At 47.7% G+C, this 17083-nt stretch carries 11 protein-coding genes; 8 read left to right on the top strand and 3 right to left on the bottom strand.

What is annotated here, in order from left to right:
• Positions 1-18 precede the first annotated feature (18 nt).
• The 3 genes from MJ611_RS20120 (at position 19) to MJ611_RS20110 (ending at position 6060) form a co-directional block, all read left to right on the top strand.
• On the top strand, positions 19-1383 hold the full coding sequence (locus MJ611_RS20120) for a RagB/SusD family nutrient uptake outer membrane protein (protein WP_250432248.1): 1365 nt from the start codon (positions 19-21) through the stop codon (positions 1381-1383).
• Between the two features lie 239 nt (positions 1384-1622).
• Complete coding sequence (locus tag MJ611_RS20115; RefSeq protein WP_250432247.1) at positions 1623-4601, top strand: SusC/RagA family TonB-linked outer membrane protein; 2979 nt, start codon at positions 1623-1625, stop codon at positions 4599-4601.
• Positions 4602-4620: 19 nt separating this feature from the next.
• Entirely contained in the window at positions 4621-6060 is a 1440-nt protein-coding gene (locus MJ611_RS20110) for a RagB/SusD family nutrient uptake outer membrane protein (RefSeq protein WP_250432246.1), read from the top strand.
• A gap of 275 nt (positions 6061-6335) precedes the next feature.
• Here the strand turns inward: MJ611_RS20110 and MJ611_RS20105 are convergent, their stop codons facing one another.
• Both MJ611_RS20105 and MJ611_RS20100 read right to left on the bottom strand, forming a co-directional pair.
• Positions 6336-7778: a RagB/SusD family nutrient uptake outer membrane protein gene (locus MJ611_RS20105; protein ID WP_250432245.1), complete on the bottom strand. Its 1443-nt coding sequence runs from the start codon at positions 7776-7778 to the stop codon at positions 6336-6338.
• A 19-nt stretch (positions 7779-7797) separates the two neighbouring features.
• Positions 7798-10752, bottom strand: coding sequence for a SusC/RagA family TonB-linked outer membrane protein (locus tag MJ611_RS20100; RefSeq protein ID WP_250432244.1), 2955 nt, complete (start codon positions 10750-10752; stop codon positions 7798-7800).
• Positions 10753-11352: 600 nt separating this feature from the next.
• Here MJ611_RS20100 and MJ611_RS20095 point away from each other — a divergent pair.
• The 4 genes from MJ611_RS20095 to MJ611_RS20080 all read left to right on the top strand — a co-directional run bounded on the left by MJ611_RS20095 (position 11353) and on the right by MJ611_RS20080 (position 15475).
• Positions 11353-11745, top strand: coding sequence for a BlaI/MecI/CopY family transcriptional regulator (locus MJ611_RS20095; protein WP_250432243.1), 393 nt, complete (start codon positions 11353-11355; stop codon positions 11743-11745).
• The gene (locus tag MJ611_RS20090; RefSeq protein ID WP_250432242.1) at positions 11729-13159 is read left to right on the top strand and encodes a TonB family protein; all 1431 of its coding nucleotides are present in this window, start codon (positions 11729-11731) and stop codon (positions 13157-13159) included. The genes MJ611_RS20095 and MJ611_RS20090 overlap by 17 nt, the downstream gene beginning before the upstream one ends.
• A 109-nt stretch (positions 13160-13268) precedes the next feature.
• The gene (locus tag MJ611_RS20085; RefSeq protein ID WP_250432241.1) at positions 13269-14537 is read left to right on the top strand and encodes a TonB family protein; all 1269 of its coding nucleotides are present in this window, start codon (positions 13269-13271) and stop codon (positions 14535-14537) included.
• A 326-nt stretch (positions 14538-14863) separates the two neighbouring features.
• Entirely contained in the window at positions 14864-15475 is a 612-nt protein-coding gene (locus tag MJ611_RS20080) for an energy transducer TonB (RefSeq protein WP_250432240.1), read from the top strand.
• Between the two features lie 76 nt (positions 15476-15551).
• On the opposite strand, the gene surE is transcribed toward MJ611_RS20080, so the two are convergent.
• A complete protein-coding gene (surE, locus tag MJ611_RS20075) occupies positions 15552-16334 on the bottom strand; it encodes a 5'/3'-nucleotidase SurE (RefSeq protein WP_250432239.1) in 783 nt (260 codons plus the stop codon).
• Positions 16335-16459: 125 nt separating this feature from the next.
• On the opposite strand from surE, the gene MJ611_RS20070 reads away from it, so the two are divergent.
• Positions 16460-17083, top strand: a complete 624-nt coding sequence (locus tag MJ611_RS20070; protein WP_250432238.1) for a mechanosensitive ion channel protein MscS — start codon at positions 16460-16462, stop codon at positions 17081-17083.

Genomic DNA, 17083 nt, shown 5'->3' with positions numbered 1-17083 from the left:
AATAAAACAAGCATCACCATGAAAAGATACTCTTATATAATAATGCTCGCCCTTGGTCTAAGTGTACTGTCCGGGTGTGAAGATACACTGGATGTAGAACCTACAACCGGGGTTGATATAGAAGAAGCAATAACCGATGAGACTAGCCTGAACAGGGCTGCACTGGGTACCTATAGCGCGTTGCAAAACTCCAACTACTATGGGCTGCGCTACCTTATTTACCAGGATGTGTATGCTGATAACATGCAGCACCGGGGTACATTCACCACGGACGTAGAAGTTTCGACACGCGACATCAGGGCATCGAACCTGCAAATAGCGAATACCTGGGCTTCCATTTACGTAGCGATTAACCGTGCCAACACAGTAATAAGAGCAGCAGAGCAACTAGCTGACCTGGACGAGGAGACCCGCAATCGCTATATCGCTGAAATGCGATTTATAAGAGCACTGGCACACTTCGACCTGCTGCGAGTGTTTGGTGGCGTACCGGTAGTTACAACTCCTACCACCACCATTCCGGAAGTGCAATCGCTGCCCCGCTCTTCAGAAGCACAGGTATACGATGCCGTCATCGCTGACCTGATGTTTGCCGCAGAGAACCTGGGCCCTGCCATCAGTAATGCTCCTTATCGGGCATCTTCTGCCGCGGCAGTTGCCTTGCTGGCAAGAGTTTCCCTGCAGCGCGGCGATAATGCGTCGGCCGAGGCTGCCGCTGATGCGGTTATTACATCAGGTGGCTACGAGATTCTTCCAAACTTTGGCGACCTGTTCGTAAGAGAAGGTAATGCCGAGTCTATCTTTGAGCTGAACTTTACCACATTTGACGCCAATGGCCTGGGCAGTGCCTCTGATCCCAGAACCGGTGGTCAGAAATTCTACCTTCGCCAAGCCTTCTTCGACCAGTTCAAAGCTGCAGGAGACCAGGGCGACGTACGCTTTGCACAAACAACTCGCTTTGAAGGCAACCGCAACCGCTTGCTCAAGTATGAAGACGTGGCCGAGAACGCAGACAACGTGCCTGTAATCCGCCTGGCTGAAATGTACCTGATCCGTGCCGAAGCCCGTGCCAGACAAGGTACTCCGGGTGCACAAGCCGATCCGCAGGTGATTGCAGACATCAATGTAATTCGCGAACGTGCGGGTTTATCCCCTATTACCGGAGCTCTTACCAATGCCGCAGCCTTGGACGAGATCCTGTTGCAGCGACGCTATGAGTTTGTAGGCGAAGGCCTGCGCTTTATGGACCTGAAACGCTACAACCTGACCTGCGAGCGACTTGGTTTCTGCGAAGAGGACGGTGAAGCTTTCCGTAACCTGTGGCCGATACCGCTGCAACAAATCGAGGTGAACCCGAACCTGACACAAAACCCTGGTTATTAACATAATTTAAAGTATAAAAAAGCAGAGGCTCGGAATTCGGAGCCTCTGCTTTTTTATACCTGCACATTGTACTTTCCTGCCTGTTTTCATCTAACAGGCAGCTACTTCTATACCCAATTGCATTACCATCACCCTTATTCTACTCCCTTCCAAACTATTCAATTCTGCAATTACATCTTTATAAAATCAAATTCGTTTAAAACTAAGTACTATAATCCTCAATTTGATCTCCCAAAAACATGAAAAGAATTTTACTCCTCTTTGTCCTATGCCTTGCTCTGGTCAGTGTGGGGTGGGCACAAACATTACAGGTCTCAGGGCGTGTAACATCAGCCACCGATAACTCTGCTTTACCCGGCGTTACCGTACTCGAAAAAGGTACCACTAACGGTACTACTTCAGGCTCTAACGGAGAGTTTAGCCTCACAGTGCCTACCAATGCCACCTTGGTTTTCAGCTTTATTGGCATGACCACCCAGGAAGTTCCTGTAAATGGCCGGTCTACCATAAACGTAACATTGCGTGCTGATGAAAAGCAGTTGAGCGAAGTAGTGGTGACAGGCTATGGTACCCAGCTAAAGCAAGAGCTGACAGGTAACATTGCCCGGGTAACGGGCGACCAGATCGCCAACATCCCAACCCCAACACTGGAGTCTACGCTGCAGGGTCGTGCGGCCGGTGTTTACATCAACCAGGGCAGTGGCAAACTAGGGCAAGGTATGAATATCCGTGTTAGGGGCGCCTCCTCTGTTTCAGCGAGTAACCAGCCGCTTTATGTAGTAGATGGTATACCGGTTACCTCAGCTGACTTAGGCACTACGAATTCAGAGCCGCTCAATCCCATTGCCGACATCAACCCCAACGACATCGAATCCATCGAGATTCTGAAAGATGCCTCTGCCTCTGCCATCTATGGATCAAGAGCTTCGAACGGTGTTGTGCTGATTACGACCAAAAGTGGCAAGGCCGGCAAGACGAATGTTAACTTTAACTACTACACCGGCTTTAGCAAAGCAACTCGCATCAGGGAGTTTCTGAATGCAGATGAATATATAGATCTCTTTACAGAAGCAGCCGAAAACATGGGTTACGATGCCGCTGAAGAGTTTGAAGGCAATGGCCTGGACATCAACTCGCCCTACAACCAGAAATGGTGGGAGGAGCCTTTCGAGACCGGTGGTGTATCGCAGTATGAAGTGACTCTGAATGGGGGAACCGAAAAGACACGTTTTTACATAAACGGTAACTATAACACACAGGATGGTATTATCATTGGGAATGAGTTTGACAGGGCTTCCGGTCGCTTTAACCTGGACCATAGCATAAGCGATCGGTTCAGGGTGGGTACCAACATCTCGCTTATCCGTACACTGAACCAGCGTGTTTCTGATGATAACGCCTTTTCCAATCCGGTGCAGCTAAACGCCATTCCGCCTATCCAGCCGAAGATAGACCCAGCCACAGGCGAGCTTAACAGAAATACGTTGTACTACAACAACCTGATTGATCAGGAAGACGGTTCTAACGAAGCTACTACCCACAGAACCATCAGCACTGCCTTCCTGGAGTTTGATATACTTAAAGATCTAACCTTCAGAACGGAGCATGGCATAGACTACCTGAATCTGAACGAGGAAATTTACCTCGGCCGTAACACAGAGGATGGCGGACCTACCGGTTATGGCTACCAAAACCAACTTACCTCAACCAACTATAATACAAACAACACACTTACCTTCAGTACACTTCTCCAGGATATACATAAACTTGAGATACTTGGCGGTTTTAGTTACCAGCGCAGCAGAACAAACGCCGGCTCTGTAGAAGGTCGAGGTTTCCCCAACGATAACTTTAAAAAAATAGCGAGCGCCGCACGTATTACGAGTGGTTCTACTACAGGCACAGGCTATAACTTCGCTTCCTACTTTGCCCGTGCCAACTATGTATTAAGGGAACGTTACCTGTTCAGCGGCAGCGTGCGCATAGATGGTTCTTCCAGATTTGGAGAAGATAATCGCTATGGCACTTTTCCCGCAGCCTCTGCAGGATGGATCATAAACCAGGAGCCTTTTATGGAAGGTTTAAATGCACTTAGCTTCCTGAAACTGAGAGCCAGCTATGGAATTACCGGTAATGCCGAGATTGGCAACTTTGCACCTTTGTCACTGTACGAGGCCAACTTCTATGAAGACCAGGCAGGCATCGTACTTACTACTTTGCCAAACGAAGACCTGCAATGGGAAAAAACAACGCAGTTTGACGTGGGCCTGGACTATGGCTTTTTTGACGACAGGCTTACAGGCGAGATAGATTATTATATCAAGAACACCAATGACCTGCTGCTTAACCTGCCGATTCCGGGATACAGTGGTTTTACCATCATCACCAAAAACCTGGGCAAACTGGAAAACAAAGGATTTGAATTTGTTATAAACTCCCGCAACCTGGTTGGTGCTTTTGAATGGACGACCAACTTTAACATAGCCCGCAACCGGAATAAAGTAACTGACCTGAACGGCTCCACCATTTTTGGTGGCGAACGCTTTGTCGGCCAAATCAGAGAAGGTGAGCCGATGGGTGTGTTCTGGGGTCCTAAGTTTGCTGGTGCCGATCCACTCACAGGTGATGCCCTGTACTACGTTAGAGCCGGCAGCAATGAAACCACTAACGACTATAGCCTGGCCGAAGATCAAAAAATCGGCGACCCGAACCCTGAATTCCAGGGCGGCTTAACCAACAACTTCTCCTATAAAGGTTTTGACCTGGGCATCCTTTTGCAGTTTGTGGAAGGCAACGACCTCTACAACGTAGCAGGCTACTTCCAGTCGGTTAACGCAGACTATTTTGATAATCAGACAAAAGACCAGTTGGACAGATGGCAGCAGCCCGGAGATATAACCGATGTGCCGCAAGCCAGGCTATATGAAGGGAATGGAGCAGGTAAATCATCCAGGTGGGTGCAGGATGGTTCTTTCCTGCGCATCAATTACGTAAACCTGGGCTATAACATTCCGGCAGACCTCATTAGCAGGTTTAAGCTGACTTCAGCTAAGATCTACCTGCAGGGCACCAATCTTCACACCTTTACCGACTACGAAGGCTACGATCCGGAAGTGAATACCACTTACTTTGGCCGCAGCAACGTTACCCTTGGTCACGATTTTTACACACCGCCGCTTGCCAAGACCTTCACGATAGGTATCAATATCGGTCTGTAATTAACAAAAATCTGAAATTATGAAACTGAAAAATAAGATACTGACGATCATACTGCTGGCACTGTTAGGCACAACCGCCTGCGATGATCTGCTGGATGTAGAACCGCAGCAGGGCGTAAGCGCAGAGGATGCCATCAAAACAGCCGATGACCTGGAGAGTGCCGTAATAGGTATGTACTCTATCCTGGGAGGTTCTGAACTCTATGGCACTGACCTTGTTCTGGCGCCTGAACTGCTTGGAGCAGAAGAAAACCTGCGCTGGCGCGGCACTTTCCAGAACTACCGTGAGTTGGAGACCAAATCCATGACGGAGAACAATTCCTTAGCCAGTAGCACCTGGATAGCAGCTTACAACGCCATTAACCAGGCAAACATTATCCTGAGCAACCTGGATGTGGCAGAAGATGAGGAACAGCGTAACCGGATAGAAGGGGAAGCACTGTTTGTAAGAGGGATTATGCATTTCGAGCTTGTACGGCTCTATGCCAGAGACTGGAATGATGGAGATCCTGCCCAAAATCCGGGAATAATAATCAAAACAACGCCAACTACTACCGAAGCCGAAGCCAGGACGCTGTATGACCGCGCAAGTGTTGCAGCAGTCTACACGCAAGTAATACAAGACCTCCAAAGTGCTAAAACACTTCTGCCGGACATAAACGATAACCGCGCCACCACGTATGCGTCCAGTGCCTTTCTGGCGAGGGTATACCTGCAAAAAAGTGATTTTGCATCCGCACGTGATGAGGCAGACCGTGTCATACAAAGCGGCTTGTACCGACTCAATCCTACTGTAACTGCAGCTTTCCGGAATGACAACACGGCCGAGTCTATTTTCGAGATCCAGCAGAACGATCAGAACAATGCCGGTGATGCAAATGAGGGCTTGTCAACGTTCTACGCCAGTTTGCCAGGTGTAGGAAGAGGTGATGTCCAGATCATCAGTGATTTTGACCCGGACGCCAACCCAAACCGTTATACCACCTTTGACCTGTACGAGGAAAATGATACGCGCCAGACAGAGCTCTTTTACATTGGTACAGGCAGGCGTGCCGGCCGCATTTACTCCGGTAAGTGGCTGAGCCCTGGCCAGAACCTGCCGATTGTTCGTTTAGCGGAAATGTACCTGATACGGGCAGAAGCGAATGCAAGGCTAGGCACAGCGGTAGGTGCTACACCTGTGGAAGACATTAACGAGATCCGGAAGCGGGCAGGTGTGGAAGAACTATCCAGTGTAACTCTGGAAGACATCCTACTGGAGCGCCGGTTGGAACTTGCCTATGAAGGAGCCCGGATCCACGACCTGCGCAGAACAAAAACAGACCTGCAGGGCCATGACGCTGATACCGGTGAAGTAACCTATACCATCCCGTGGAACGACCCGACACTTGTACTGCCTATTCCTAGAAGAGAAATTGACGCCAGTGGCGGACAACTGGAGCAAAACCCTGGTTATTAATCTGCCAAGTATAAACAAAAGAGGGGCCTGTGAGCAGGCCCCTCTTTTGTTTATACTTGGCTTATACCTTCTGAGATGAATCCTTGCTATTAGCTTGCAAGTCTTCTTATGATCCCCGCTCAAACAAATTGTATCTAGCTTTGCTGGGGAAAGAAGTATGTAAAACTATAGCAAGGTTTATACTTAATAATAGCTGCGGCCATAAACAAAATAGCCTCTGCCTGTCAGGGACAGCAGAGGCTATTTTGTTTAAGCGCAAGATATTGGCTTTGATACTAGTATCCTGGCGATTGCTGAGCTGCTATGTTAGGGTTGGCAATGATCTCACCTTGTGGAATAGGCCAAACCCAAGCTTTGTGATCCGGGGCCAGCGTGCATTGTGAAGCTGATCCGCAATCTGTGCGCTCGATAGTACGTGTAGTTCTCTTCAGATCAAACCACTGATGGCCTTCACCAAATAGTTCTTTCTGGCGTTCTAACGCAATCGCATCAAGCAAAGCCTGACCAACAAGTACTTCCGGAACATAGTTGTTAATTCTGGCTGCTCTCAGTTCGTTCAAATCACTCATAGCACCAACAGAATTACCTGTCATAGCTCTTGCTTCAGCACGAATCAGGTACATTTCGCCGGTTCTTAACACTTTCCAGTTCACCAGGTTATCCATGGCTGTACCACGACCCATAAATTTATTTACAACCTGACGTGCAGTACCTGATCTGGTCTTAGTAGTAAAGTAAGCTGGGAAGCGGATATCATTTTTCTGATCATAAGTGCCCACTAAAGTTGTGGAAGGTCTGTACCTGTTGCGGTTTCCGGAAGCTGTATAAAGGCTGTTAGCCGGGCTACCCTGTCCCGCAGCGAAAGGAACTGACCAGATCACTTCACTTTGAGACGCATCTGTCCAGATACTAGGGAAATTGGTCTTAGAAGCTAAAGGTTTGGCTTCGATTACCTCAGTAGCATAGCTTTCTGCTGCAGCATATTCCTTTGCATACAAATTAACACGCGCCAGCATAGCTTTGGTAGCCACCTGGTCAATATAAGCTCTGCTAGAGGATGAATTTACTGATTTGTCTACATCGCCCAGCAGCGCTTCGGCATCTGTAAGATCCTTTAAGATCTTATCGTACGATTCCTTTACAGTTAAACGCACAGGCAATTCTTCCTTATCCTCAGCAGTTTTGTAAGGAATGCCCAAAGCTGTGGAATTACGATCAAAGTTTACGCCCCAGTATCTCAGGATATCAAAATGTGCAAATCCTCTGATAGCCAAGGCCTGACCTTTTATACGATTTACACGCTCTGCATCTGTAGCGGCAAACTGATCAATGTTGCTCAGGATGATATTGGCCTGGTTGATAACAGCATAGGCCGCTTGCCAGGTTACTGCAATATCAGCATCATCGGCAGCATAGATCCAGTCAGTCTGGCTAACAAAGTTACCCAGGTCCTCATTGGTTTCTACCACGTTTGTGCCCATCATATCAGGCAATACAGAAAAAGCACCTGTAGTCTGAGATCCGTTGCCGTAATATCCTGTCTGGCGGAACAAGGAGTAAGCACCCGTTAATGCATATTCGTATTCATCCAGGTTCTTAAACAACTCAGCTCTATCTTTCTGGAACGTTGGCTCAACATCTATCACATCATCGCATGCTGAAAATACCAGCGAGCAACTTAATCCCAGGCCTATAAATAATAATCTATTAATCTTCATTTTTTAGCTACTTAAAATTTTAGAAACCAACGTTAAGTCCAAAAGTAACGGTACGGAGGGCAGGATACTGAGCACCGGTTAGAACGCCAGTAGAGATCTCCGGGTCGAAACCAGCAAAATCAGTCCATGTCTTCAGGTTCTGGCCCTGTGCGTACAGTTTTATGCTGCTCAGGTTAAGTCGGCTCACCAGCGTCTGAGGCAGTGTGTAAGAAATGTTTATGTTACGCAGTCTCAGGAAGTCTCCGGACTCCACCATTCTGGTTGTGTTGTCGTTGTACCAGGCAGCATCCGGACGAGGGATCTGGGTGATATCACCAGGCTTTCTCCACTCTGTTAGCATTGTAGTCGCGAGGTTATCGTACAGGTATTGCGGGTTCTCGATGTTTGAACGGTCGTTGTTGTAAATCTCATTGCCCTTCACAAAGCTGAAGAAAGTGCTTACTTCAAAACCTTTAAAGTTAAGGGCAGTGCCAAAGCCACCGAAGAAAGGAGCTTCAGTTGAACCTACAATCACGCGATCATTCGGATCATACACATTTGTGATCTCGCCATCTTTTGTGTAGAACTGAGGATCACCATTGTCTGGATTTACGCCGGCATAACGAACCAGGTAAATGGAGTTCATCGTCTCCCCTACACGGTTGATGTAGATGCCATTTTCGATTTCCTGCTGATCGCCTACAAGCTTCGTAATTTCGTTTTTGTTGTAGGTTACGCTCGCGTTAGCGCTCCAGGTGAAATCACCTGTTTTTACAATGTCTCCATCCAGCGAGACTTCCACACCTCTGTTTCTTAGCTCGCCAACGTTAGAGTTAATAGAGGAATAGCCTGAAGTTCTTGAAAGCTGACGATCCAGGAACAGGTCAGAAGTAAGCGAGTTATAGAACTCTGCGGTTGCTTTTAATCTGCCTTGCAGCGTTGCCATTTCTATACCTGTGTTAAAGGTAGTTCTTCTTTCCCACTGCAGAAGGTCGTTAGCCAGCTGTGTTTGCGTCAAGCCACTTACCCCATTATACACAGCACGTGAAAACAGTTCTCTTGAGGCAAAATCATCAGCAAGCGCTTGGTTACCTGCAGAACCGTAGCTAACCTTGAATTTCAAGTCGTTAAACACAACGTCTCTCAGACCTTCCATGAAGCTTTCATCCGAAACGATCCAGCTGAAACCTACAGAACCGAAGTTAGCAAAGCGTCTGTCGGCACCAAAGCGGGATGAGCCATCACGACGGGCACCAAGGCTCAGGAAGTAGCGATCTTTGAAACCATACTGAACATCAGTAAAGTATGAAAGCAGCGCATTTATTCTTCCGTTACCATTTACAGCAGGTATAAAGCCGTTGTCTGTTGTACCAGGAGTGATGCCTGATTCGTTGTCAAACGCACCGCCTAAACCATAACCTGTAAAAGAGAAGTTATTGCCTTTCGTCTTAACTATCTCATTGAAGAGGGCTACAGTTAATCTATGGTCTGTGCCAAATTCTTTTGTATAAGATGCAGAGGTGGTTCCTGTGTATCTGAAGAAGCGACCATAACCTCTTGTTAAACTACCTGAACGACCAGTTGCAAAGCTTCCTGTGTATGTAGTTGGATCAATGTAGTTGTTGGTTTCGTTGCCTGTGAAGTCGCCACCCCAGTTGGTTTTCAGGGTTAAGCCTTTCACGAAAGGCACCGCATACGCAACATAAATGCTACCAACACCTTTAATCTGTTGTCTCAGGTATCTGTTCTCAAGCAACTCCTGCAGCGCATTTGGCTGACCTGAAACGATCTCAGTATAGTTACCATCCTCGTCATAAGGAGTTTCGTAAGGGTTTGTCCAACGGATAGCATTCAGCGGCGAAGCGATTCCGGAGTTGTTTTCGCTGGTGTTGGTAAACTCGGAATAACCGAACGTTGAGTTAAGACCAAAAGTAAAATTACCTGCAGAGCTTCCCACGTTGGCTCTACCTGTGTAACGCTTCAATCCTGTGTTTTCAACTGTACCGGTCTGGTCAAAGATGGAGCCTGAAACAAAGTATGTTGTTTTCTCCGATCCGCCTGAAGCGCTTAACGTGTGGTTGGCTGTTTTACCGGTTCTGAAGAATACGTCTTCCCAATCAGTGTTTATCGCTCTAAGTCTGGTAAGGTCTTCATCCGTCCACTCGTACGGGTTACCATTAGCAAGCTCATAATCAAGTTTCTGATTAGAGTCCATTACTTCCAGCCTGTTGGAAGGTGCATTTGAGTAGCCGTACTGCGCGTTGTAGTTGATACGGGTTTTGCCAGCTGTACCTTTTTTGCTGGTTATTACAATTACACCGTTCGCACCTCTGGAACCATAGATAGAAGTGGCGGCTGCATCCTTCAGCACGTTGAAAGTTTCGAAGTCTGCAGGGTTTAGTGTTGCAAAATCACCTGCTGAGATCTGAACACCATCCAGGATGTAGAGCGGGTCGTTATTACCAACTACAGAGCCTTTACCTCTGATTACAACAGCAGCAGCAGCACCCGGCTGCCCTGATTGCGCCTGGATCAGAATACCAGGAGCCTTACCTTGCAGGGATTGATCGAAAGATGCAAGCGGCGCCTGACTTACTTCCTCTGCCTTTACAGTTGCAATAGAGCCGGATACTTCGCGCTTGTTCTGAGTAGAGTAACCGGTTACTACTACTTCAGACAGTTGTTTTGAATCAGGAGCCAGCGCAACGTTAACAGAGCTTCTGCCTGCAAGCGCCACTTCCTGCGTTGCCATGCCTACAAACCTGAAAACCAGTGTAACATTGTCTGTTACGTTGGCAGGAAGGCTCAATGTATAACTACCATCAATGTCGGTATTGGTTCCGGTTGTGGTGCCTTTAACAGCAACCGAAACACCAGGCAAGCCCTGGCCGGTTGCTTTTTCAGTTACCTTACCAGAAACTGTTCTACCTTGGCCCATTGCCTGAAACACCAGGCAAAGCACCAGAACAAAATTCAATAGGAGATGTCTTCTCATGTTTTAAGGTTATTTGATAAATAGATTAAAATTCAGCTCTATCGGTAAGCGGCATTTTATCATGGTGTTAATTCACTGCTTATCCGATCTGTGACTGCAATAAAAAGTGGAATGTGATTGTACAAGCTGTCGGGTATATCATAGGCGTTACTCAATATTAAAATTCTATTCACTTACTTTCAGTGGGTTAACAGGAAAAGGAGCAACCATACTAATTTGCTTTCCGGTTTCCTTAACGGCACACATAAATCAGGCTAATTTATTGCATTCAATAGGTATATAAAAGAGTATACCTATTTTTATTTATTTAAAACTCACATCTTTCATTTTTAGTGGATAGGTAAGAATTAGAATAGGGTTTTTACCAAACAATAGCATAAAAGGATACTTGCTCCTCCATACCCATTAGCTATAGCCAACGATTCTGGTGCAATCAAATTTGCACGGGATTTATCTGTGTAGACTAACCTTCTCATCCCAGAGAAGCTGGGAAACACCTACACTGACAGCTTCTTTTTTAAAGTTCAAAAAATAAACTAAACATTTAGTTGTTAAACTAAGTATTTAGTTATACATTCATCCTACCAATCATACTTACTTATGAAAGAACTCACCAAAGCGGAAGAAGAGATCATGCAGATCCTCTGGAAAATAGAGAAAGGTTTTGTAAAAGACATCATCGAGCAATTGCCTGAACCGCGCCCGGCCTACAACACCGTATCAACAATTGTTCGGATACTGGAGAAAAAAGGCTTTGTAGGTTATACTGCGTTCGGCAAGTCGCACGAGTACTACCCGCTGATTGCCGAAGACAAGTATAAAAGCTTCTTTTTAAAGAACTTCATGAGCGGGTACTTTGGCGGGTCTTTTGAAAAACTGGTATCGTTCTTTGCCAAGGACAACAACCTGAACACAAAGGAACTGGACCAACTGATGCAGCACGTAAAACAAGACATGCACGAAGAAGACCAGCAAGATGGAAACAATCGCTAATTACCTCATCCAGTCGGGGCTGTGCCTGCTCCTGTTTTACCTGTTCTACCTGCTGGTACTGCGCAGCTTTCCGCAGCTGCGTTATAACCGGCTGTACCTGCTGCTGGCTCCTGTTGTTAGCCTGTTTATCCCGTTGCTGCAACTGCCGCTGCCATTTCCCCAGGATTTAGCACTCGTTCCTGCCCTGCCTGTCATTCAGCTGCAGGAGGTAACAGTGACTCCCTCTCATCCTCAAGCAGCTGCAAGTATAAATACTATACCGGTTGAGTTTATACTTCTAGTGCTATACGTTGCAGCCGGTTTAGGCTTGCTGGCAAGGCTTGGGCTTCAGTTGCTCAGGCTCCGGAAGCTTATCAACACTACCACGCCACTCGCTATGCAAGCGTCTGAGGCAACCGTGCTGCAGACCAGCAACGAGTACACCTCCTTCGCTTTCCTGCATTATGTATTCCTTAGCCCCCAAAACCACCTGACCGAGAAAGAACGGCAGCAGGTACTGGCACACGAACTGGCGCACGTACGGCTCGGCCATACCTACGATGTGCTGTACTATGAAGTGCTGACAGCTATACTTTGGTTTAACCCGCTGGTGTGGCTCCTGAAAGCAGAGCTGCGCGACGTACACGAGTACCAGGCCGATGCCCAGGTGCTGGCTGCCTTCCAACCACAGGAATATACTTCGTTGCTGGCAAAGGAGGCCCTGCACCAATCAGGCATGCTGATCGGCAGCCACTTTTACAAGCCCCAGGTGTTCAAACGCCTGCACATGCTGCAGAAGTATGGCCAGCGGGCAAGCCTGTTCCGCCCCTTGCTGGTCTTGCCGCTCCTGCTGCTCATGCTTTTCATTTTCTCTTCCCGAGCGGTCACTGCCGATATCACTGCTTCCCTTGCAGCTAAGCCGGAAAGGATAACTACAACTGATACTCCGATAGCTACAGTCTCTGAAGAAAAAGCGGCTTTGCTATTACCTCCTCCCATTGAATCAAAAGCTACCGAAAGAGCACCTGCTCAAGAAAGCCTGAGTAAAAAACAAACACCTCCTGCTCCTAAGGCTGAAGACGAAGTGCTGCTGCCGCTAAGCGATCCTGATGCTGAAAAGCCTTTCATTTATGTAGAGCAATTTCCACGCTTCAAAGGAGGCGAAGGAGAGATGATGAAGTTCCTGGGGCAGAACATGCGCTATCCTAAATCTGCACAGGATGCAGGCATTGAAGGCCTGGTAGTGGCCAGCTTTGTAGTAGAAAAAGACGGCACGCTCTCCGATATCACCCTTATCAAAGGCCTGCAGGAAGATGCCGACCGCGAAGCACTGCGTGTGATCGAAGCCATGAGCGGTCAATGGGAGCCCGGCCTGCAAAACGGTAAAATCGTCCGTGTAAGGTACACTATCCCGATCCGCTTCAAGATGAAATAAAAAAACCAGACCTAGTACTATGCTTACCCTTTTTAATCCAGCCCAAAAGCCGGAACAGGATACCTATTGCCCTTAAAAACCTTAAATCAACCTATAAAACATACCGATCATGAAAAACAGCAACACCATTAAAACATTACTGGCAGCGCCGTTATTGGCTCTTGTCCTGGCCGTAGCGCCACAGCACGTTGCGCTGGCACAAACCACAGCTCCTCAGAAAGGAGGCAACAAACCTTATACTTTTGTCGAGCAGATGCCTGCTTTTAAAGGGGGTGAAGGAGAGATGATGAAGTTCCTGGGCAGCAACATACGCTACCCGAAAGAGGCGCAGGAAAATGGTGTAGAAGGCTTGGTGGTCGTAAGCTTTGTAGTGGAGAAGGATGGAAAGCTCTCAGAAGTACAGCCGGTGAAAAAACTAGGCCGTGGCACCGACGAGGAGGCCATGCGTGTAGTACAGCTCATGAGCGGACAGTGGTCGCCTGGCAAGCAAAGCGGTGAAACGGTGCGGGTAAAGTATGTGCTGCCCATACGATTTGCTTTGAGCGAAGCAGACAGGTCCGCTGCAGCAGACAAAGCGAACCGCCCGCCCCAGTTTAAAGGCGGCAACGAAACCATGATGCAGGCCATCAGCAGTCACTTGGTGCTGCCAGCAGAGGCAAAGCAGGAAAACCTGAATGCACGGGTAATGGTGAAGTTTTCGGTGGAGAAGGACGGCAGCGTATCCAACGTCCGGCTGGAAGGAACAAAGCTGAAGAAAATTGTAGGCCCGGGTTCGGAGCTGGATTACATGGATGCCTCTACTTTTGGTCTGCAGAACAAAACCGTACTTGCCAAGCTATCGGAGGCGGCTGCTGCGGCTGTAAAATCCACGTCGGGCCAGTGGGAGCCTGCCTTAAAAGATGGCCAGCCCATAGCGGCAGAACTGGTGCTGCCCGTGCAGTTCCTGGGCTCCGAAGCCAATAAGAAAACTCAGCCATTGAACCCACCATCTATGGAGGGGTACAAGAAAGACTACTACAAGTATGACGAGGTAAGTATAAAGCCAAGACTGAAGGATGGCTCCATCGAAAAGTTCCTGGCAAAGAACCTCCGCTACCCGCAGAACTCTACCTTTGAAGGCGATGTGGATGTGCACATCATTGTAAAGGAAGACGGCAAGCTTATCAGTATGATACCTGTAGCCGTCGATAAAAGTGTCCAGGAAGAAGTAAACAGGGCAGTAAGGCTTACTAAAGATAATTGGGTTCCGGGTCAGCTAAACGGGCAGCCTGTTACCACGGCCAGGATCCTGAAAGTAAGGTTTGTCAACAACAGCTCGGCTGTAGCTGCGACTACGAATGCGAAAGCGGCTGATGTGGTAGTGACGAGGAGTAAGTAACCGTTCTTTAAGTATTCAGAGCAGCGTGAGCGTCCTGTAGAAAAGGCTCACGCTACTCTGGAAAAAACTGTGTCACATTTTCTATTAGATGTTACGAATCAAATTTATCTGTAATTGCAAAATTGTATATTCATCTCCATAACATTCCATAATTTTATAGCCTCTAATAACATTTCTTATTTTACTTCTGCATGGTTAAACATTTACAAGCTCTTTGCAAGGCATTATTTGCCATTACTTTTATAGTTTCAACTGCGCCCTTTGCTGTCGCTCAAGAGAAAACACCAGCTGCTAATGATGATCAAATTTACACTTATGTAGAGCAAATGCCTGAATTTAGTGGAGGTGTAAAAGGCTTGGTGCAATACTTAAGTGAGAATGTTAAATATCAAGCTAACCAGCCTACAGGACTGGCTGTTGTGTCTTTTGTGGTAAACACCGAAGGCAAAGTAACCAATGTGCATGTTGTAAAAGGTTTATCCCCTGAGGTAGACAAGGAGTGTAAACGCGTTGTGGAAAGTATGAGCGGGCAATGGGCACCGGGTGTGCACAAAGGGCAACAGGTAGCCGTAAGGTATACTTTACCAATCCGTTTTGAAGAACCAGCCCCGGTAGTTCAGGATTCAAGCAAAACCAAACCTGCCGTGGAATACCATGAGGTTATGCCAACTTATACCAGCGGCATGGCTGAGCTGATGAAATTCCTGAACAAGAACAAAAAGTACAATAAAATGCGATCCCCTGAGGGAATTTCACAGATCAGTTTTATAGTAAACGAAGATGGCACCCTCACCGATTACAAAGTAGTAAAAAGTCTTACACCTGAACTCGATCAGGAAGCCATACGGGTACTTTCGCTAACCAGCGGCAACTGGAAGCCAGGCACACAGAACGACAAACCTGTAAAAGTGAGGTTTACAATGCCTGTACGGTTTTAATCCTTGATCTCCAATACAACACACAGCCCCGGCTATACCTTAGCCGGGGCTGTGTGTTGTTTTACCAATATTATAATTAGAACTCCCACTGGTTGTTCAGGTGCACAATAGCATGGTGCGCCGTCATATCGAACTGGCAGGGAACAATGGAGGCGTAGTTGTTTACGATCGCCCATTCGTCTGTATCCTCCCCTTTGTCGAAATTAACGAAGCTGCCTGTCATCCAGAAGTATTTGCGGTTACGCGGGTCCAGGCGCTCATCGAACTCCTCCTGCCACTTGGCGTGTGCCTGGCGGCATACTTTGATGCCTTTTATCGGCTCTTCGCTTTTCTTCGGGAAATTGACATTGAGGGCAGTGTTTTCCGGTATCTCGTTCTCCAGCGCCTGGCGGATGATCTTTTCCACAAATTCTTCGGTATGCGAGAAATCAGCCTCGTGGCCGTAGTCGCACAGCGAGAAACCGATGGCAGGCAGCCCCTCAATAGCCGCCTCAATGGCTGCCGACATCGTGCCGGAGTAAAGCACACTGATGCTGGAGTTGGAGCCGTGGTTAATGCCGCTCACCACCAGGTCTGGCCGACGGTCTTTCAGCACGTGGTGCTTGGCCAGCTTCACGCAATCGGCAGGCGTACCCGAGCACTCGTACGATTCTACACCCAGGTCATCGAAAGCAATGGATTTATCGAGGCGCAGGGTGTTGCCAATGGTAATGGCATGCCCCATCCCCGACTGCGGACCATCTGGTGCCACTACTACTACTTCTCCTACTCTCATCGCCACCCGCACCAAAGTCCGGATGCCCGGTGCCGTAATGCCGTCGTCGTTCGATACTAATATCAGGGGTCTCGCCTTTTCCATTATTTAAAGTTGATCTATGATAAAATAAATGAAGTATGTTTTCGTGCTAATATACAACAACCCTAAGCTGCTCATCAAGGTTTAACCATAATTTAACGATTACCTAAAGTATAAAATACACGTGCATGCTTAAGAACATACTATACGCTATCTTGTTGGGAGTGGGCATGGCTGCCTGCCTGGCTGATCGCGATAGCGCTGAAAACGAACAAACTACACTTACTGACACTACCGGTACGGCAATCACAGCCGTAGAAACTGCAGGCACCCCATCGCCAGACCCTTCCGCTTTTGTAATTGGTTCGAACAAAGTAGGCTCTGTGCAGATAGGTATGCCGATAGAAGAAATACGCCAGCATGTGCCGCAGGGCTACACCATAACCGACACCACGCTAAGGATGGAAGGGCAGGATTATACGGCTTATGTGCTTCATGCCGGTAACGGGGGCAAAGGCTTGCTGGTAGAGCAGCAATGCGAGCCGGAGTGTAAAGTATGGCGCCTGCGTGTGCGCGATGCCGACTACAAAACAGCACAGGGCATAGGCATTGGCTCCAAGTATGGCGAAGTACAAAAGTCGTTTCCGATCTCGTATGTAGGCCCTGGTGAAGGAAATTTTGTGGCCGTTTCTGAAAAAACCGGGATGACCTTTGTACTGAATGTGTCGCAACTGCCTAAAGACCGCCTGAGCAAATTGAAGCCAGCAGATGTGCCTGCCAACACCATAGTTGAAAGTATTTTCATATTCTAA

The organism is Pontibacter ruber (assembly GCF_023630205.1).
Taxonomy (GTDB): Bacteria; Bacteroidota; Bacteroidia; order Cytophagales; family Hymenobacteraceae; genus Pontibacter; species Pontibacter ruber.
Note: the sequence above shows the minus strand (reverse complement) of the source record. Positions and strands in the feature narration are given on the sequence as shown.